General features: G+C 66.2%; 17 protein-coding genes. 5 read left to right on the top strand and 12 right to left on the bottom strand.

Going from position 1 to position 19456, the window contains the following annotated elements; genetic code table 11:
* Positions 1-14: 14 nt before the first annotated feature.
* The 9 genes from JQ635_RS02045 to JQ635_RS02005 all read right to left on the bottom strand — a co-directional run bounded on the left by JQ635_RS02045 (position 15) and on the right by JQ635_RS02005 (position 9210).
* On the bottom strand, positions 15-1142 hold the full coding sequence (locus tag JQ635_RS02045) for a sensor histidine kinase (protein ID WP_211408201.1): 1128 nt from the start codon (positions 1140-1142) through the stop codon (positions 15-17).
* Positions 1139-1579: a response regulator gene (locus JQ635_RS02040; protein ID WP_211408200.1), complete on the bottom strand. Its 441-nt coding sequence runs from the start codon at positions 1577-1579 to the stop codon at positions 1139-1141. The genes JQ635_RS02045 and JQ635_RS02040 overlap by 4 nt, the downstream gene beginning before the upstream one ends.
* Positions 1576-3093, bottom strand: coding sequence for a sensor histidine kinase (locus JQ635_RS02035; RefSeq protein ID WP_211408471.1), 1518 nt, complete (start codon positions 3091-3093; stop codon positions 1576-1578). The genes JQ635_RS02040 and JQ635_RS02035 overlap by 4 nt, the downstream gene beginning before the upstream one ends.
* Before the next feature lie 101 nt (positions 3094-3194).
* Positions 3195-4553, bottom strand: a complete 1359-nt coding sequence (accC, locus tag JQ635_RS02030; protein ID WP_211408199.1) for an acetyl-CoA carboxylase biotin carboxylase subunit — start codon at positions 4551-4553, stop codon at positions 3195-3197.
* Positions 4554-4635: 82 nt separating this feature from the next.
* Positions 4636-5130, bottom strand: coding sequence for an acetyl-CoA carboxylase biotin carboxyl carrier protein (gene accB, locus JQ635_RS02025; protein WP_211408198.1), 495 nt, complete (start codon positions 5128-5130; stop codon positions 4636-4638).
* A gap of 35 nt (positions 5131-5165) precedes the next feature.
* The gene (aroQ, locus tag JQ635_RS02020) at positions 5166-5633 is read right to left on the bottom strand and encodes a type II 3-dehydroquinate dehydratase (protein ID WP_018646964.1); all 468 of its coding nucleotides are present in this window, start codon (positions 5631-5633) and stop codon (positions 5166-5168) included.
* A 227-nt stretch (positions 5634-5860) separates the two neighbouring features.
* Positions 5861-6736 carry a DUF1236 domain-containing protein gene (locus tag JQ635_RS02015; RefSeq protein WP_211408197.1) on the bottom strand — a complete coding sequence of 292 codons (876 nt, stop codon included), beginning with the start codon at positions 6734-6736 and terminating at the stop codon, positions 5861-5863.
* 207 nt (positions 6737-6943) lie between these two features.
* On the bottom strand, positions 6944-7711 hold the full coding sequence (locus JQ635_RS02010; RefSeq protein WP_211408196.1) for a DsbA family protein: 768 nt from the start codon (positions 7709-7711) through the stop codon (positions 6944-6946).
* Between the two features lie 98 nt (positions 7712-7809).
* Entirely contained in the window at positions 7810-9210 is a 1401-nt protein-coding gene (locus JQ635_RS02005) for a M48 family metalloprotease (RefSeq protein WP_211408195.1), read from the bottom strand.
* 206 nt (positions 9211-9416) lie between these two features.
* Here JQ635_RS02005 and JQ635_RS02000 point away from each other — a divergent pair, with 206 nt between their 5' ends.
* The 3 genes from JQ635_RS02000 to JQ635_RS01990 all read left to right on the top strand — a co-directional run bounded on the left by JQ635_RS02000 (position 9417) and on the right by JQ635_RS01990 (position 12669).
* A complete protein-coding gene (locus JQ635_RS02000) occupies positions 9417-10604 on the top strand; it encodes a pyridoxal phosphate-dependent aminotransferase (protein WP_211408194.1) in 1188 nt (395 codons plus the stop codon).
* 88 nt (positions 10605-10692) lie between these two features.
* The gene (locus tag JQ635_RS01995) at positions 10693-11250 is read left to right on the top strand and encodes a biotin transporter BioY (protein ID WP_211408470.1); all 558 of its coding nucleotides are present in this window, start codon (positions 10693-10695) and stop codon (positions 11248-11250) included.
* An 84-nt stretch (positions 11251-11334) separates the two neighbouring features.
* Complete coding sequence (locus JQ635_RS01990) at positions 11335-12669, top strand: dicarboxylate/amino acid:cation symporter (protein ID WP_211408193.1); 1335 nt, start codon at positions 11335-11337, stop codon at positions 12667-12669.
* Positions 12670-12697: 28 nt separating this feature from the next.
* Here JQ635_RS01990 and JQ635_RS01985 read toward each other — a convergent pair whose 3' ends face one another.
* Complete coding sequence (locus JQ635_RS01985) at positions 12698-13582, bottom strand: SDR family oxidoreductase (protein WP_211408192.1); 885 nt, start codon at positions 13580-13582, stop codon at positions 12698-12700.
* 104 nt (positions 13583-13686) lie between these two features.
* On the opposite strand from JQ635_RS01985, the gene JQ635_RS01980 reads away from it, so the two are divergent.
* Both JQ635_RS01980 and JQ635_RS01975 read left to right on the top strand, forming a co-directional pair.
* Positions 13687-14523, top strand: coding sequence for a helix-turn-helix transcriptional regulator (locus tag JQ635_RS01980; protein ID WP_211408191.1), 837 nt, complete (start codon positions 13687-13689; stop codon positions 14521-14523).
* 72 nt (positions 14524-14595) lie between these two features.
* Entirely contained in the window at positions 14596-16665 is a 2070-nt protein-coding gene (locus JQ635_RS01975; RefSeq protein ID WP_349631831.1) for a tetratricopeptide repeat protein, read from the top strand.
* On the opposite strand, the gene JQ635_RS01970 is transcribed toward JQ635_RS01975, so the two are convergent.
* On the bottom strand, positions 16662-17894 hold the full coding sequence (locus tag JQ635_RS01970) for an NAD(P)/FAD-dependent oxidoreductase (protein WP_211408189.1): 1233 nt from the start codon (positions 17892-17894) through the stop codon (positions 16662-16664). The genes JQ635_RS01975 and JQ635_RS01970 overlap by 4 nt on opposite strands.
* A gap of 27 nt (positions 17895-17921) precedes the next feature.
* A complete protein-coding gene (locus tag JQ635_RS01965) occupies positions 17922-19418 on the bottom strand; it encodes an amidase (protein ID WP_211408188.1) in 1497 nt (498 codons plus the stop codon).
* Positions 19419-19456: the final 38 nt, after the last annotated feature.

The following is a 19456-nucleotide window of genomic DNA, read 5'->3' as shown; positions in this document are numbered from 1 at the left end:
CGGAGAGGTGCGGGTCAGCTCGCGGCGGCGCTGTTGGCCTTGCCGGGTGGCGCGGGGAGGCGCTGGAACCTGAGCACGATGCGGGTTCCGGAATGGGTGGGGTCGCGCTCCACCGAGGCGTCGAGCTTGGTGGCCATGGCCGCGACGATGCGCTGGCCCATGCCGGTGGACCGCGGGTCGGCCTTGACATTGTCGCCGACGCCGTCGTCGGCGATCGTCAGCAGCAGGTCCTCGCCCTGCGAGGTCAGCTCGACATGGATCGGGCCCGCGCCGTCGGGATAGGCGTATTTCACTGCGTTCATCACCAGCTCGTTGACGATGATGCCGACGGCGACCGCGCGGTCCGGGTCGATCTCGATCGGCTCGGCCTTCAGCGTCAGGCGCGACATCCGGTTACCTTCGGCCGAGCGGCGCAGATCCTCGAGCAGCGAGTCCAGATACTGGTTCAGGACCACGCTCTTCAGATCCTGCGAGGTGTAGAGGCGGCGGTGCACCTGCGCGACCGCGGCGACGCGGCCCATCGCGTTGGTCAGTGCGGCCTTGACCTCTTCCTGCGCGGCGGAGCTGGCCTGAAGGTGCAGCAGCGAGGCGATGATCTGGAGCGAGTTGCCGACGCGGTGATTGACCTCGCGCAGCAGCATCTCGCGTTCGGCGGCAAGCGCGGCGTAGCGGTCGCGCGAGGCGTGAATCTCGGCTTCCGCCTCCTCGCGTGCCTTCTGCATCTCGGCCTGGCGCAGCGCGCCCTCGGCGGCGACGTGGAGCAGGGGGATGAAGTCGCCCTTGACGTCCTTGACGAGATAGTCGGCTGCACCCGCCTTCAGCGCGGTGACCGCGATGCTGGAATCCTGCGACGCCGTGACGAACACCACGGGCGGGGCGTCCGGGATCGCCATGATCTGCTCGAGCGTATCGAGGCCGTCGAGGCCCGGCATGTACTGGTCGAGCGCCACGACGTCGATGCCGCCTTCGATGTTTTCTTTGATGCTGTCTTGGGCGCAGGCGCGGCGGATCTGCTCGAGGCCTTCCTCGCCGCTCGCGGCGTGGACGACTCTGTAGCCGCGTCGCGTCAGGCCGCGCTCGACGAGGCGCGCCAGCGCGTCGTCGTCATCGATATAGAGCAGTGTCGGCGTTCGCTGGTTCATGGGGCGGCAGGCGGGACCTGGATGACCGAGAAGAACAGCCCGAGCTGCCGGATGGCGTTGGCGAAATTCTCGTAGTTGACGGGTTTGGTGATGTAGACGTTGCAGCCGAGCTCGTAGCAGCGCTTGATCTCCTGGGAATCGTCGGTGGTCGTCAGCACGACCACGGGCGAGGCCTTGAGATATCTGTTTTCCTTGATCTGCTTCAGGATGTCGATGCCGCTCATGTCGGGCAGGTTGAGGTCGAGCAGGATCAAGAGGGCGTTGCCCTTCTGGGGCAGCCCGCTGCCGTCGGCGCCGAACAGGTGCTTCACCGCGTCGGTGCCGTTGGCGAACGAGATGATCTCGTTGTTGACGCCGGAGCGGCGGATGTTGCGCTCGATCAGCCGGGCGTGCCCCTCGTCGTCCTCGATCATGATGATGGTGACTGGCTGCGTCATCGATCTGCGTTCCGGGTGCTGGCGTTCCAGGCGACGGGCAGCGTGATGGTGAACGTGCTGCCCGCGTTCAGTTCCGACGATACCGACATGGTGCCGCCGAGACGGCGCACAAGTGCACGTACATGTGCAAGACCTATGCCCTGTCCCGGCTTGTCCTGGGTTCCCGCACGGCGGAATAGGTCGAATATCCGCTGATGATCCCTAGCGTCGATGCCGCGGCCGTTGTCGCTGATCTCGAAGATAGCGTAGCCGAGCTTGGTACGCCCGCGAATTCTGATCTCGCCGGGCACGCCATTTTTCAGGTACTTGATCGCGTTGTCGATCAGATTGGAGAAGATCTGCTCCAGCGCAAGGCGGTCGCTGATGATATCAGGCAGCGGCTCGACGTGGATCGTCGCCTGCGCTTCCACGGCCTGATGCGCCAGCGTCGACACGATGGCTTCGACGAACTCGCGGATGTCGATCTTCTCCGGCTGGAATTCGCGCCGGCCCTCGCGGGTGAGGTTGAGGATCGCCGAGATCAACCGGTCCATCTTGGCGATCGACGATTTGATGAAGCCGAGCGCCTCGGAAAAATCCTCGGAAAGCTGCTTGTCGGGACCTTCGAGCGCGATCTCGCCGGAGGTCAAGGGCGGCCCGTCGGCCGGGACGTGGGTGAGGCTGCTGACGCGGCGAAAGATGTCGCCGCCGAGCTCTTCGAGCTCGCTGGTGAAGCCCATGATGTTGACGAGCGGTGAGCGCAGATCGTGGCTCACGATATAGGCGAAGCGCTGGATCTCGTTATTGGCCTCGCGCAAGTCGGCCGTGCGTTCGTCGACGACAGCCTCCAGATTGAGATTGGCATCGCGCAGGCGCGTCTCGGCCTCGTCACGAATGCGTGCCGAGCGTCGCATCAGCCAGATCGAGATCAGCGCCAGCACTACGACGAGGCCCGAGCCGATGCCGGTGAGGGAGGCGGCCAGCGTCTGGCTGCGGTCGGCATTGACGGAGCGGAGCCGGAACAGACGTTCTTCTTCGCGGATCATCGCGTTGGCGAGGTTGGTGATCGTGGTTGTGGTGGTGCCGGCGGCGGCCTCGCGGACGAGCGCCTTGGCATCGTCGGGCCGACCCTGCTTGATGGAATCCATCTCGCGCGCGAACTGGCTGAGCCGGACCTCGATCGCGGCGCTCAGCTTCTCGACGCTGTCGCGCTGCGCCGGACTGTCGCCGATCTGGCGCGTGAGCTTGTCGAGCGCCGGAATGATCGCTGCGACGGCCCTCTCATGATCCGCCTGGAAGTCCGGTCCCTGCGTCAGGAGAAAGCCGCGGGCGCTGCTTTCGGCACGTCGGACCTCGAGCAGGAGCGTGTTGACCTGATTCTCCACCTCGATGGTGTGGAGCACCCATTTGCTGTCGTCTCTCGCCTTGTTGACGAGGTAGACGGAGCCGGCACTGATCACGGTCAGCACCAAAAGGCCCGCTGCGAACAGCAGGACCTGCCAAAATGCGCGCCGCCGCTGCGCTTCAGCCGTCACGACGGTGTCGCCGAACAATGGAATCCCGACGCCCCTCTTTCAAACAGCTCCCAGCTGCTCAAAACGCCCGCGCAGGCAATGGGTTCCCGGTGGTGCGGGATTTATTTGGGGGCGGGTTCCGCCTTGCCGGCCAGATACTGTTCCAGCCAGTGGATGTGGTAGTCGCCGTTGATGATGTCGTCCTCGCGCACGAGCGCCCGGAACAGCGGCAGCGTGGTCTCGATGCCTTCGACCACCATCTCGTCCAGGGCGCGGCGCAGCCGCATCAGGCATTCGGCGCGCGTCTTGCCGTGCACGATCAGCTTGCCGACGAGCGAGTCGTAATAAGGCGGGATGGTGTAGCCCTGATAGACGGCTGAATCGATCCGGACGCCGAGCCCGCCGGGCGGATGATATTGCTGGATCCGGCCGGGCGAGGGGCGGAAGGTCTGCGGGTTCTCGGCATTGATGCGGCACTCGATCGCGTGGCCGATGACCTGGACTTCCTCCTGCTTCGCCGGCAGTTCGCCGCCGGCGGCGATGCGGATCTGCTCCAGCACGAGGTCGATGTCGGTGATGCTCTCGGTGACGGGATGCTCGACCTGAATGCGCGTGTTCATCTCGATGAAGTAGAACTCGCCGTCCTCGAACAGGAACTCGATGGTGCCGACGCCGAGATATTTCATCTCGCGCATCGCCTTCGCGCAGGTCTCGCCGATCTTGGCGCGCGCGGCGGCGGCCAGCACGGGCGAGGGGCCTTCTTCCCAGACCTTCTGGTGACGGCGCTGCAGCGAGCAGTCGCGTTCGCCGAGATGGATCGCGCCGCCGCGGCCGTCGCCGAGAATCTGGATCTCGATATGGCGCGGCTTCTGGAGGTATTTTTCCAGGTAGACCGAGGCGTCGCCAAAGGCGGATTTGGCCTCGTTGGCCGCCGTCGACAGCGCCAGCTGGAGGTCGGCCTCGCCGTGCGCGACCTTCATGCCGCGGCCGCCGCCACCCGCCGCCGCCTTCACCAGCACGGGAAAGCCGATCTTCTTGGCGATCGCCATGGCGTCATCGTCGGGGCCGACCGCGCCATCGGAGCCGGGCACCACGGGGATGCCGAGCCGCTTGGCGGTCTTCTTGGCCTCGATCTTGTCCCCCATCAGGCGGATGTGCTCGGCCTTCGGGCCGATGAAATGCAGATTGTGCTCGGAGAGGATTTCCGCGAAGCGCGCGTTCTCGGACAGGAAGCCGTAGCCGGGATGCACGGCATCGGCACCGGTGATCTCGCAGGCCGCGAGCAGCGCGGGCACGTTGAGATAGCTGTCCTTGGATGCCGGCGGCCCGATGCAGACGCTCTCGTCCGACAGGCGCACATGCATGGCATCGGCGTCGGCGGTCGAGTGCACGGCGACGGTCGCGATCCCGAGCTCCTTGCAGGCCCTGAGGATGCGAAGGGCGATCTCGCCGCGGTTGGCTATGAGGATCTTGTCGAACATGGTGCCTCAGCGGGCGAATAGGGAGTAGCGAATAGCGAGGGGCTAGATGGGCACCATTCGCTAGTCGCCATTCGCCACTCGCTTATTCAATAATGACCAGCGGCTCGCCGTACTCGACCGGCTGGCCGTCCTCGACCAGGATCTGCGTCACCGTGCCGGCGCGCGGCGAGGGGATCTGGTTCATGGTCTTCATGGCTTCGATGATCAGCAGGGTCTGGCCGACCGACACCTTGGTGCCGACCTCGATGAACGGCTTGGCGCCGGGCTCCGGCGCCCAATAGGCGGTGCCGACCATCGGCGAGGTCACCGCGCCCGGATGCTTGGACAGGTCGACGCCGGCAGCAGCGGGCGCGGCGGCGCTTGCTGCCATGGGCAGGGCGGCGGGAGCGGCTGCCATGGGCATCGGCATGGTCGCGGCGACGCTGATGTTGCGGGCGACGCGCAGGCGCAGGCCCGCGCGCTCGATCTCGATCTCGGTGAGACTGGTTTCGTCGAGCAGGAGGGCCAGCTCGCGGACGAGCGCGGAATCCTCGCTGGAAAACTTTGCGGCTGCTTTGTCGTCTGGCTGGCGCGCCATGTTGCTTGATCCGAATGTTCTGTTGGAAGGGAGCGTCAGGCTTTGGGCTTGATGCCGAGCTTGGCGGCAAGGCCCTGGATGGCGAGGCGGTAGCCCTCGATGCCGAAACCGCACAGCGAGGCGAACGCCGCGCGCGCGGTGTAGGAGTGGTGACGGAAGCTCTCGCGGGCGTGGATATTGGTCACGTGCACTTCGACCGTCGGAATCTGCACCGCGAGCAGCGCGTCGTGCAGCGCGATCGAGGTGTGCGAATAGCCGCCGGCATTGATGATGATGCCCTTCATCTTGCGCGCATGCGCCTCGTGGATGAAGTCGATCAGCTCGCCTTCGCGGTTGGACTGGCGGCAGTCGGCCTTGAGGCCGAACGTCGCCGCGGTCTCGCGGCACAGCGCCTCGACGTCGGCCAGCGTCGCATGGCCATACTTCTCGGGCTCGCGCGTCCCCAGCATGTTGAGGTTCGGCCCGTTGAGGACGAGGATCGTGTCGGTTGCAGGTTCTGCCATTCCAATCCCGGAAGAGGTGCTTCGGCGTGGCGGGGTTATAGGTAACAAAGCGTCCTAGGGGAAGCCTTGAAGGACCTCCCAGAGACCTTCAGGCACCTCATCCGGGGTGCAAAAATCTGTGCGGAAGCTACGGAAATTGCTTGTTAACCAGTCCAAAGCATGGCTGCCGGCCAAACGCAAGGAGGCGGGCATGGCAGCCCGCCTCCAGGGATTGGTCGCCACCTGCCTTACACGTCGAGGATCGCGATGATCTCGTAGGTGTTCGGATCGATGATCACGATCTGCTCGCGGACCATGACATAGCGATAGGTCCGCCACTCCGGATAGATCGTCACGACCCGGGACGGCAGGGCGTGCAGCTCGATGCCCTCGCGCGGAATGCGGGTGCCGACCGAGACCGCGAAGTTCACATTGGTCACGGGGGCCACGCGCTGCTCGCGGATCACCGAGGTGATCTGGGTTCGCTGCTCGGTCGAGAGCTTGGCGCCGGCACCGGCCTGGCCGACCGTCGTGCTGGTGCTGGTCTGACCCTGGGCGTTCTGGTTGGTGCTGGTGCCGGTCTGACCCTGAGCGTTCTGGTTGGTGCTCGTGCTACCCTTTTGGGTCTCGGCATTGTTGGTCGAGGTGCCGCTCTTGCTGCCCTCAGCCTTCATGTCCTTGTCCCTCTGGCCGGACTTGGTGCTGTCCTTGCTGCTGTCCTGGCTCATGCTCTTGGACTTGTCCTGGTGCGACTTGTCCATCTGACCCTGCGCGCGTTCGTCGGTGCGCTGGCCCTTGGTCGCGCCGGCCTTGTCCTCGGCGGCGTTCTTGTTCATCTCGCGACCACGGTGCTCGTCCTTCATCGCGCCGGACGACTTGTCGTCGGCGGCCCGATCGGACTTCATGCTGCCGGCACCACCGGCCTGCCCAACGGTGCCCTTCTCATGAGCGGAGTCACGGCCCATCGAGCCGCGCTCAGCGGCACCACCGGACGGTTGCGAATGCTGCATCTGCTGCTGCGAGCCAGCGCCACCACTGTCGCGGCCCTTGTCTTGTGCGTTCGCCAGACCGGTGCCCGCGACGAGCGCGAGTGCGGCAACCGAGATCATAAAGCGGTTCAACATCGAATTCTCCTCACGTGTTTCTTTGCGTCATTGCCCGCCCGACAACGAAAGGAGATTTGAGTTGTTCCGGAACTTCACCTGTTCCGCGGGATTTGTTTGTTGAATGCCGGATGAATGATTTGGCAGGATCGCGCCAAGGTTCGGCGCAAGAAAAAGGCCGGCTTTTCAGCCGACCTTTTCGCGTCTTCAATATCGAAAAACGTGCAATCAGCAGGTCGCTTTGCCGCAGCGGGCAATGCCGATCTTTTCCTTCAGGCCTTCAACGCCGACTGCGCCGATCACGATCTGCTTGCCGATCACGTAGCTCGGCGTGCCGTTCATGCCCATCGCCTCCGCAAGCTTGAAGTTCTCCTCGATGGTGGCGCGCACCTCGGGGCTGGCGAGATCCTTCTCGATCTTGGCGGTGTCGAGGCCGGCGTCCTTGGCCGCCTGCATGGCACGCGCCTTGTCGGCCGCGCCGCGGCCGCCGAGCAGCTTCTGGTGGAAGTCGAGATACTTCTTTCCGGTGGGATCCTGCATGCGCACCGCGACGGCGACCTGCGCCGCTTCCACCGAGCCCTGGCTCAGCACCGGAAACTCCTTCAGCACGACCTTCAGCTTCGGATCACTCTTCATGAGGCTGAGCATGTCGTCCATCGCGCGTTTGCAATAGCCGCAATTGTAATCGAAGAACTCGACGAAGGTGACGTCGCCGTCCTTGTTGCCGAGCACGACCTGGCGCGGTGAGTTGAAGATCGCCTCCGCGTTCTGCGCGATGCTGGCTTCGTGCTTCTGCGTCTCGGCTGCCGCCTGGCGCTTGCTGAGCTCGGTCATGGCTTCCTCGAGCACCTCGGGGTGGGTGACGAGATAGTTCTTGATGATCGCCTCGATGTCGGTGCGCTGGGCATCGGAGAAGCTGTCGGCCGACGCGGGCGCGGCTGCGCCGAACATGGCGAGCGCAAACAGCGCGGGGGCAAGCAGACGCAGCGAAGGCATAGGCAAATCCTCTTATCCAAAGCAGGTTTCGGAAAACGTCCCGGCGGACTCAAAGCTCGGTGTCGTGACGTCGTGGTCTTAAGGCGTCGTTCTAGATTTCAGTTGCGCGGCGGCTTGGCCGCCACGATGTCGTCGGCCTTGACCCATCCGGGCGTGCCGACGGCGAAACGGGTTTTCGCGCGCGTTGCAAGCTCGCGGGCGGTCTTGTTGTCGCCGCGCAAGTAAGCGGCCTGCGCCGAAGCGAGATCCGCCTCAGCATAGTCGCCCTTCCGGCCATAGGCCATCGCGAGCTGGGTATAGCCGAGCACCGCCTCGGGCTCCCGCGCCACGGCGGCGCGGAGAATCCGAACCGCATCCTCGGTGTAGGCTTTATTATCGGTTCCAACCAGAGCCTGCCCAAGTAACATCTCGATGAGGGGCGCGTTGTTGGAAAGCTGCACTGCCTTGCGCAGGGGAGCGACGGCCTCGGCGGGCTTTCCGCTCTCCAGCAGGGCCTGGCCTCGCACCTCGTAGAAGTACGGGTTGTTGGGCTGGACCTGGATCAGGGCGTCGATCTGGGCGAGGGCGCTGCGCAGATCGCCGTGCAGATAGGTGCTGATGGCCCGGGCATAGCGCGCCGGCATGCTGTCGTTGGTCTGCGGATAGCGGCGATACACCGTCTCCGGCCGCTCCATGAAGGCCGAGATCTTGGCGCGCACCATGTCATGACGGAGCTGGAGCGCGGGATCGTCCTTCTTGTCCCAATAGGGACTGCTGCTGGCGAACTCCTGCAGGGCCGCGACGCGCTCGGCGGGCATCGGATGCGACTGGAGATAGGGGTCGGCGCCGCGTGCGGCGAACAGGCTCTCGCTGCTGAATCGCTTGAAGGTCTCGTACATGCCCCGCGGCGACTGCTGGGTCGCGGTCAGGAATTTCACGCCGGCACGGTCGGCGTTCTCCTCCTGCTGGCGCTGGTAGGACAGCAGCGTGCGGCGGATCATCTCCTGCGGTCCAGCGATCGCGGCCGCGCCCGCATTGGCAAGGCCGTTGTTGCCGGCACTGCTGCTGCGGGTGCTGCCGGCGGCGATCGCGCCGGCGCCGAGCAGCATCGCGATGATCATCTGGGTCTGCGCGTTGGCGAGCTGCTCGCGCAGCTTGGACAGATGGCCGCCGGCCAGATGCCCGGTCTCGTGCGCGAGCACGCCGATGATCTGGTTCGGCGTCTCCGACTGCAGGATCGCGCCGTAATTGACGAAGATGCGGCGGCCGTCCGCGACGAACGCGTTGAACGAGCCGTCGTTGATGATCACCATCTGGATGTTCTGCTTTTCCAGACCGGCGACGCGCAGGATCGGGCGGGTGTATTCGCGCAGCAGCTGTTCGGTCTCGGTATCGCGCAGGATCGGCGGCCCCTTGCTCTGCGCACGCGCCGCCGGGAGCGGCGCCAGTGCGATCGCCGCGGCCGTGACGAGGGCGGTGAGGGCGGAGGCCTTCTTGCGCAATGCGGTCTGGAGCAACATCAAGCGGTCTGGGTCAAACGGTCTCTTGGAAGCGGACCTGGAAAGCAGTTTTCGTGATTGGTTTTGGCGATTGGCGGCGGACCGGATACGCGATATGGCCTATGAGCCGTACCCCTTATGAGCCGTACAATGCGGCCAGTCTGGGGCGCAAGCGCCCCGTTTTGAAGGACCGGACGGACCGGTCCGCCAACGAATAGCAGAAATCGATGCAGGATGCGACATTGAGGAACCGGTTGGGGCAGTGGCTCGAGCCCTCCCGCCGCAGCGACGTTCCCCCCTTCATGGTGATGGACGTGATGGCCGCCGCGGCCCGAATCGAGGCCGCCGGCGGCCATGTCATCCACATGGAGGTCGGCCAGCCCGCGGCCGGCGCGCCGAAGACCGCGATCGCGGCCGCCCATGCCGCGCTCGAGGCCGGCCGGATCGACTATACCTCCGCGCTCGGCATCCCCTCCTTGCGCGAGCGGATCGCCCGGCACTATCGCGACGTCTATCGGTGTGACGTCAGCCCTGAGCGGATCGTGGTGACGACGGGCTCGTCCGGCGGATTCATCCTCGCGTTCCTGTCGATGTTCGAGCCCGGGGACCGTGTCGCCGTGACGGTGCCGGGCTATCCGCCATACCGCCACATCCTGACCGCACTCGGCTGCGAGCCGGTGCTGATCGAGACCACGAACGAGACGCGCCACGCGCTGACCGGCGAGGCGCTGCTTGCTGCCCATCGCAAGTTGCCGCTGAAGGGCGTGCTGGTCGGCAGTCCCGCCAATCCAACGGGAACGATGATGTCCCGCGAGGCGCTCTCCGGCCTGATCGCGGCGGCGGAAGATGCCCAAATCCGCTTCATCTCGGACGAGATCTATCACGGGCTGGACTACGCGTTTCCGGCGGTGACGGCGGCGGCGCTGTCGGACCACGCACTCGTGATCAACTCGTTCTCGAAGTATTTCTGCATGACGGGCTGGCGCGTCGGCTGGATGGTCGTGCCCGAGATTCTGGTGCGCCCGATCGAGCGGTTGCAGCAGAACCTGTCGATCTCGGTGCCGGCGCTGTCGCAGATCGCAGCCGAGGCTGCCTTCGACGGCGCCGCCGAGATGGAGGAGATCAAGCACGGCTATCAGGAAAACCGGCGCATTTTGATCGAGGGACTGCCCAAAGCGGGCCTCAGCAAGTTCTTGCCGGCCGACGGCGCGTTCTACCTCTATGCCGATGTGTCGGACTTCACTTCCGACAGTTTCGAATTCGCCAAGCAGATGCTGGAACAGGCCCATGTCGCGGCCACGCCGGGCGTCGATTTCGATCCCATCCATGGCCGCTCGTTCATTCGCTTTTCCTATGCGCGCTCGCCGGAAGAGATGCGGGAGGCAGTTGACCGGATCGCTCACTGGCTTAAATAGCCGCCAGTTTTCGCCAGCCTTTTCGGAGTGCAACTTGTCTGACCGTTCCGCGCCCACCGCCGCCACGCATTCTCCTCTCGCCGCATTGATGTGGCCGACCCGTCCGGGCGAAGCCGTCGGTGCGCTTCGTGCCGTCGTGCTGGTCGCGCTCGGCACCGCCTTGATGGCGCTGTCGGCCAAGGTGAACCTGCCGCTGCCTTACGTGCCCATGACGTTGCAGACGCTGGTGGTGCTGATGATCGGCGCCGCCTATGGCTGGCGGCTTGGCAGCGCAACCATGATCGCCTACCTCGCCGAGGGGGCAATGGGGCTGCCGGTGTTCGCCGGTCCCGTGGGTGGGATTGCACCGCTGGTTGGCCCGACCGCGGGCTATCTGTTCGGCTTCGTGCTGGCTGCCTTCGTCACAGGCTGGCTGGCCGAGCGCGGCTGGGATCGCAGCGTGGTGCTGCTGTTCGCCGCGATGGCCGTCGGCCACATCGTCATTCTGGCTGCAGGCTTCGGCTGGCTGGCTTACGGGATCGGCCTTGGCGCGGACAAGGCCTGGCTGGTCGGCGTCGCGCCGTTCATCGCGGCCTCCCTGGTCAAGAATGCGCTGGGCGCGACGTTGATGCCGGCAGCCCGCCGGATCGTCGATCGCCGCGGGTAAAGCGCACCATTCCGAGCGGTTCCAATTGACAGGGCCGGCCAAGTTGATCTTGGCTGGCCCCAATGTTTGAGGGGGAGTGAAACGATGACGACGACAACGATGGCGGGGGCGCCGGTCGCGCCGACCGCAGCCAAGCCGTGGTACAAGATTCTCTATGTCCAGGTCCTGATCGCCATCGTGCTGGGCGCCATCGTCGGCTGGCTCTGGCCGACGGTTGCCACCAACGACTGGATCAAGGCGATGGGCGACGGCTTCATCAAGCTGATCAAGATGGTGATCGCCCCGATCATCTTCTGCACCGTGGTCTCGGGCATCGCCCACATCCAGGACGCCAAGAAGGTCGGGCGCATCGGCGTCAAGGCGCTGGTCTATTTCGAGATCGTCTCGACCTTCGCGCTGGTGATCGGCCTCATCGTCGGCAATCTCGTCAGGCCGGGCGCAGGCTTCGGCAATGCGGCGGCGAGCGAGGCGGCCGTTGCCAATTACGCCAAGCAGGCCGCCGGCCAGAAGTCGGTCGACTTCGTGCTGCACATCATTCCGGACACCGTGGTCGGCGCCTTCGCGCAAGGCGAGATCCTGCAGGTGCTGCTGTTCTCGGTGCTGTTCGGCTTCGCCATCATGAGCCTGGGTGAGCGCGGCCACACCATCCGCAGCTTCATCGACGATGCCGCGCATGCGGTGTTCGGCGTCATCTCCATCGTGATGCGCGCGGCGCCGATCGGCGCGTTCGGCGCGATGGCCTACACCATCGGCAAGTTCGGCACCGGCGCGATCCTCAACCTGATCGGCCTGATCGCAACGTTCTACCTGACCGCTGCGCTGTTCGTGTTCGTGGTGCTCGGGATCATCGCGCGCCTGGCGGGGTTCTCGATCTTCAAGTTCCTGGCCTACATCAAGGACGAGCTGCTGATCGTGCTCGGCACCTCGTCGTCGGAAAGCGCGCTGCCATCCTTGATGGAGAAGCTCGAGCGGCTCGGCTGCTCCAAGTCGGTGGTCGGCCTCGTGGTGCCCACGGGCTATTCGTTCAACCTCGACGGCACCAACATCTACATGACGCTGGCGACGCTGTTCATCGCGCAGGCGCTTGGCTTCGATCTCTCCTTCGGCCAGCAGCTCACGATCCTGGTCGTGGCGATGCTGACCTCGAAGGGCGCCTCCGGCATCACCGGTGCGGGCTTCATCACGCTGGCAGCGACGCTCGCCGTGGTCGACCCGCGCCTTGTGCCGGGCATGGCGATCGTGCTCGGCATCGACAAGTTCATGAGCGAGTGCCGTGCGCTGACCAATCTGTGCGGCAACGGCGTCGCCTGCGTGATCGTCGCCTGGTGGGAGGGTGAGCTCGACCGCGACAAGCTCAAGGCCAACCTCTCCAAGCAGATCGATCCGACCGACATGGAAACGGCGATCACGACCGACTGATCCGGATCTGACAGTGCGAGCCGCGCTGTCAGACCTTGAAGTAATAGGGCTGGTCGAGATCCTCGATCAGCCCTTTTTCTTTGGGCTCCCAGCCGAGAGCCGCGCGTGTCTTCGCGCTCGAACTCGGGACGTCGATGCCAGCGAACCGCGTGAACCATCCGAAATGGGACTCGGCTTCCTCAGCGGATTTCGAGACCACGGGCACGCCGAGCCGTTTGCCGATCACCTCCGCGATCACCTTGAACGGCACGCCTTCCTCGGCGATGGCGTGATAGCGGCGGGCGGATGCGCCTTGCTCCAGCGCGAGCCGGTAGACACGCGCGGCGTCGAAGCGGTGCGCGGCCGGCCAGCGGTTGCTGCCATCGCCGATATAGGCTGCTGCACCTTTCTCGCGGGCGATCGCGATCAGGCGCGGGACAAAACCGTGGTCGCCCTCGCCATGGGTCGTGGGCGGCAGCCGCACGATGCCGGCGCGGACGCCTTGCTGCATGAGGTCTTCGGCGGTCGCTTCCGACACGCGCGGAAAGTGGCGGGCCGCCGCGTAATCCTCGGTCGCGAGGCGTCCGGGCGCGAGCAGGGCCACGCCCGACGTGACGATCAACGGCCGCTCGGAGCCCTTCAGCTCCTCGCCAAGTGCCAGGATCGCGCGGCGATCGAGCTCGCAATTGTCCGCGAATTTCGAGAAGTCGTGGTTGAAGGCGAGGTGAAGCACGCCGTCGGAGGCGGCCGCCCCACTGCGCAAGGAGGAGTGGTCCTCCAGCGAGCCGCGGTGGACCGCGGCGCCCATCGCCGCGACGGCGGCAGCTCCTTCGTCGGTCCGGGCAAGGCCCATGACCGCGTGACCGGCGGCGATCAGGTCGCGAACGACGGCGGAGCCGACAAAGCCGGTGGCGCCGGTGACGAATACACGCATGAGGAATCTCCAGGGATTGGCGAAGGGGGTTGGTGGAGACGACCATCTGCGCTAGGATTATCCGGGTAAAGTAGTGACGTTATCAGGGTATAATAGCTAACAGGATGAGCGAACCCGCGACCTCCGAAAACCTGCTCGGGACCTACCTGAAGGATCGCCGCACCCGGCTCGATGCCGCCGCGTTCGGCCTCAGCGGCAACCGCAGACGTACGCCGGGGCTCCGGCGCGAGGAGGTGGCCCAGCGCGCCAATATCAGCCCGACCTGGTACACGTGGCTGGAGCAGGGCCGCGGCGGGGCGCCGTCGGCCGACGTGCTCGACCGTATCGCCCGCGCCTTGATGCTCACCGATGTCGAGCGCGAGCACCTGTTCCTGATCGGCCTCGGCCGCCCGCCCGAGGTGCGCTACCAGGCGACGGAGGGCGTCTCGCCCCGGCTGCAGCGCGTGCTCGACGCGCTCGCCTTCAGCCCGGCCCTGGTGCGGACCGCGACCTGGGACGTCGTCGCCTGGAATCGTGCCGCGAGCGTGGTGCTGACCGACTATGGCGCGATCCCGCCGGGCCAGCGCAACATCCTGCGCTTCATCTTCTGCGATCCGCGCGTGCGCGCTGCGCAGTATGACTGGGACAGCGTGGCGCGCTTCGTGGTGGCGGCGTTCAGGGCGGATGCGGCGCGCGCCGGTGCCGTCTCGCATGTCGCCGATTTCGTCGACGAGCTGTGCCGGACCAGCCCGGAATTCGCCGCGCTCTGGCGCGACAACGACGTGCGCCATCATGGCGACGGCACCAAGCGGCTGCGGCATCCCGTTCACGGCACCATGTCGTTCGAATATTCGAGCTTCAATGTCGAGGGCCGCTCCGATCTCAGCATGATCGTCTACAACCCGGCGACGCCTGAAGATGCCGACCGGATCAGGGCATTGCTCGCCGAGCGCTCCGACTGACGGAATCTTCGTCCTCGCACGTTTAACCCGCATCTCGGACCTTGAGGGGTGGGTATCGTGGGCGATGCGGCTGTGAATCCGATTGTGTTGCAGGCGGCGGAGCATTTTGCGGCGGGGCGTCCGGACGAGGCGGATGCTCTGTGCGCGGAAGTTCTGAAGGCCGACCCGGATCATGTGCCGGCGCTGCATCTGGCCGCCGTCGCCGCCTTCGTCACCGATCGTGCGGCGGAGGGCGCCGCGCTGCTCGGCCGCATCTTCAGCGTCGATCCCGAGCACGCACCGGCGCTCGTCACGCTCGGCGATGCACTCGCGGTGAAGGGCGAGCAGGAGGGGGCGGTGGCGGCGTTTCGGCGGGCGCTGGTCCGGCGGCCTGATGACGCCGGCCTGCACAACAAGCTCGGCGTGGCGCTCGGCGAGCTCGCACGCTTCGACGAGGCCGAAGCCGCCTATCGCTGCGCGCTGGCCCTCGATGCGCATCTGACGCGGGCCTGCTTCAACCTCGCCGTCGTGCTTGCGGAGCAGGGGCGGCTCACTGAAGCCGAAGAGGCTTTTCGCGCGGTCATTGCGCGGGAGCCGACCCATCGCGGCGTATGGCTCAACCTCGGCAATCTCCTCGTCGATCAGGCGCGCCTCGACGAGGCGGAGGCGTCCTATCGCCACGCGCTCGACCAGGACCCTGATGATCCCGGGCTGCTCTGCAATCTCGGCGCTGCGCTCTATCGGCGAGGATCGCTCGAAGACGCCATCGTCCAGTATCGCCGCGCCATCGCGCTTGCACCCGACAATGGTCAGGCACTGCGCCTGCTCGGCCTCGTCCTGCACGAGGCCGGTCACGGGCAGGAGGCCGCCGAGGCCTACAGGCGGAGCTTTGCGCGCGATCCGTCGGACCATGTGATCGCCAGCAATCTCGGCGCCTGTCTTTCCGAGCTCGGCGAACTGGACGAGGCGATCGCGTCTTGCGAGCACGCGCTGCTGTTGAAGCCGGATCACGCCCCGGCCTGGACCAATCTCGGTATCATCTTCGAGAAGCAGGAACGCGCTGCCGACGCGGTTGCGGCGCACCGCTGCGCGGTCGTCGCCGACCCTGACTATGCCAAGGGCCACGCCAATCTCGCGGTCGCGCTGCGCAATGCCGGCGAGATCGACGAGGCGCTCGCGGTCTCGCATCGCGCCATCGCGCTCGATCCGGAGCAGCCGCTTGCGCAATACAATCACGCGCATTTCCTGCTGATGAACGGCGATTTCGCCGATGGGTTCGAGGCCTATCGCTGGCGGCGCAAATGCAAGACGCTTTCGGACGGCGATCCCGCATTCGACGAGCCGGAATGGCAGGGCGAGCCGTTCGAGGGGCGTACATTGCTCGTCTTTGCCGAATACGGCCTCGGCGATGCCCTGCATTTCGTGCGCTATATGCCGATGGTGACGGCGCGAGGCGGCCGGATCATTCTGCAGGTTCAGCCCGCGCTCGCCGCGCTGCTGCGGCAGCTCCCGGACGTGACCGTGATCGCACGCGGCGAGCCGCTGCCGCCATTCGATCTGCAACTGCCGCTGATGAGCCTGCCGCGCATCTTCGGCACCACGCTCGAGACCATTCCGGCGGACGTTCCCTATCTGCATCCTGATCCCGCAAGACTGTCGCGCTGGCGCGCGGTGCTTGCGGATGTGACGGCACTCAAGGTCGGCGTGGTCTGGGCCGGCAATGCCAGGCACAAGGGCGATCGGCAGCGCTCGCTGTCAGCCGAGGCCGTGCTGCCGCGCCTCGTGATGCCCGGCGTGCAGCTCTACTCCTTGCAAAAGGAGCCACGGCCCGAGGATGGCGAAGTGCTGGCTGCGCTCGGCAAGGACATCATCGATCTTGCGCCCGCGCTCGGCGATTTCGCCGACACCGCGGCAGCCGTCGCGGCGCTCGATCTCGTCATCGCCGTCGACACGTCGGTCGCGCATCTCGCCGGCGCGCTGGGGCGTCCGGTGTGGATGCTGACACCTTACGCGCTGGACTGGCGCTGGCTGCGCGATCGCGAGGACAGCCCGTGGTATCCGACCATGCGGCTGTTCCGGCAGCGCGCCCCGCGCGAATGGGACGATCCGCTCATGCGTCTGTCGGCCGCGCTCGCAGTGCTTACCGCAAGCGCCGGCGACTAGAACCGCTCCGGCCGGTACGGCGCGGGATCGATCGACGGCGTCTCGCCGCTCATGATCTCGGCGAGCAGGCGTCCCGTCGCGGGCCCGAGCGTAAAGCCCTGGTGGCCGTGACCAAAGTTCATCCAGAGGCCGGGATGGCGCGGAGCCTGTCCGAGCACCGGGAGCATGTCGGGGGTGCAGGGGCGGGTGCCGAACCACGGATCGGGCTCGACGCGCTTGCCGAGGTCGATCAGCTCGCGCGCGGAGGCTTCGGCGCTGGCGAGCTGCACTGGGGTAGCGAGCGCATCGGGACCCGTCAGCTCGGCGCCGGTGGTGATGCGGATGCCCTTGGCCATCGGACCCATGGCGTAGCCGCCGCCCTTGTCGACGAGCGGCAGATCGAGCGAGGCGCCGCCGCTGTAATGCATGTGGTAGCCACGCTTGCGCACCAGCGGGATACGATAGCCGAATTTGTAGAGCAGATCGGGCGACCATGGCCCGAGGGTCACCACGGCATGGGCGGCGTCGATGCGCCCCTCATCAGTATCGACCGACCAGCCGCTCGCGGTCTGCCGCAGCGACTGCGCATCACCCAGCACGATCCTGCCGCCGAGGCGCACGAAGAGCTCGGCATAGGCCGTAACCAGCGCGCCCGGATCGGACACGGTCCAGGTGTCGAGCCAGTGGATGGCGCCGGGCAGATCGTCGCGCAGGATCGGCTCGGCCTTCGTGAGCTCGCTGCCCGACAGCATGCGAAAATTCACGCCGAATTCGCGCTGGTCTTGCTCCGCGTCCTTGATCGACTGCTCCAGGGCGGCGGCATCGCGATAGAGCGCGCGATAGCCGGCGCGGCGGATCAGATTGTCGGCGTGGGCCTCGCGAATGAGGATGTCGTGCTCGCTCGTGGCGTAGCCGATCAGGCGCGCCCAGCCGACGATGGCTTCGCGATGCCGCTTTGGCGCCGAATGCCACCAGTAGCGCAGCAGCGGCTCGATATGGCGATGAAGCGAGGACAGGCTGTAGCGCACGTCGTTGGTGCGGCCGGTCGCGATCTTGAGCAGCGAGGCGAGGTCGCGCGGCATCGGATAGGGGCGCACGGCTTCTGCCTGGATCATCCCGGCATTGCCGTAGCTGGTCTCGCGGCCGGGCTCCCTGCGGTCGACGAGTGTGACGGCCCAGCCGCGCCGCTGCAGATGCAGCGCCGCACCCACACCGACCATGCCGCCGCCGAGAACGATCGCGCTTTGCATCGGAACAAGTCTCCTGTCAGGCCCGGGTCATTCCCAGGTGAGAAAATCGGGTGCGGCCGACAGCGGCGGCGCGACTGCGAGCCGTGCGAGGTCAGGCACGGGCCGGCACATCTGCGCGTCGTTCGTGAACGCCGCCTCGATGCTCGCGGCGACCGACAGCACGATGGCATCGCCGCCGCGCGGGCCGACGATCTGCAGGCCAAACGGCAGGCCGGCCTCATCGAGGCCGAGCGGAATGCTGATCGCCGGGTGCCCCGCGAGCGTGACGGCATAGGCGAGCGCGAGCCAGTGGAAATAGGATTTGGTCGGCACGCCGTCGATCTCGGCGGGATAGAGCTCCGACCAGGGACGCGGGCTCAGCGTGATGGTCGGGCTGACCAGCACGTCGCAATTGGCGAAGAAGCTCTGATAGGCGCGGTAGATCCGCGTCTGCGTCGTGGCCGCGCGGGCGTGGTCTTCGAGCGTATAGCCGAGGCCTTCCTCGACATTGGCGCGGACGTTCGGACCGAGCATTTCGGGGCGTTCTTTGTAGTTCTTGCCATGCGTCGCCAGGAACATGCCCGCGCGCAGGATGGCGAAGGCGTCGTCTGCGCCGGAGCAGTCAGGTGTCCCCGCGCGGCTCTCGGCGAACAGCGGCGCGAGCTTGCTCACGCGATGGCGGAATACGCGGCGGATCGCCTGCTCGGTCGGTGCGAAGCCGAAGTCTTCGGTGAAGGCGAGACGCAGCTTGCCGAGGTCGGCGGGGCGCGGCGCGGCCCAGCGCTCGGCGCGCGCGCGCACCGGTTCGCCGGGCAGGGTGTAGGCGAGCGGATCGCGGGCATCGTCACTCGCCATCACCGACAGCATCAGCGCCGTGTCGGCGACATTGCGCGCCATCGGTCCGTCGGTCGACAGGCTCGACCAGCCGAAGATTCGCTTTTCGCTTGGGACTAGGCCGTAGGACGGACGCATGCCGACAATGCCGGAGAAGCCGGCCGGATTGCGCAAGCTTCCGCCGGTGTCGGAGCCCGAGGCGAGCGGGGCCATGCCGCAGGCGAGCGCCACCGCCGAGCCGCCGGAGGAGCCGGCCGCCGAGCGCATGGGATCGAAGGGATTGCCGGTGGCGCCGAACACGGGATTGCGGGTGTTGCCACCGGCCGCCCATTCCGGCGTGTTGGTCTTGCCGAAGATGATGGCGCCGGCTGCGCGTATACGCGCGACCGAGCCCTGGTCGGTGGCCGGCACGTTGTCCCGCAGCAGCGGGCTGCCATAGGTGGAGCGCATCCCGGCGGTGTCTTGCGTGTCCTTGATCAGGACCGGCAGGCCGTGCAGCGCGCCGCGATCCTCGCCGCGCAGGATTTCCGCCTCGGCCTTCTTCGCGGCGGCGCGCGCGCCTGATACGTCCAGCGTTACGACCGCGTTGACGGCTCCGTTGACGACGTCGATGCGCGACAGAGAGGCGTCGAGCAGCTCGACAGGCGAGATCGTCCGCGCGGCCAACAGGCGGCGCAGCTCAACGGCACTGGAATGGCACAGTTCGGACAACGCCCGCTCCCTTTCAGATTATGAAAACGATTTAGCAT

Source organism: Bradyrhizobium iriomotense (assembly GCF_018130765.1).
GTDB classification, from domain to species: Bacteria; Pseudomonadota; Alphaproteobacteria; order Rhizobiales; family Xanthobacteraceae; genus Bradyrhizobium; species Bradyrhizobium iriomotense_A.
The sequence above is the reverse complement of the archived record's forward strand: the minus strand, read 5'-3'. Positions and strand labels throughout refer to the sequence as shown.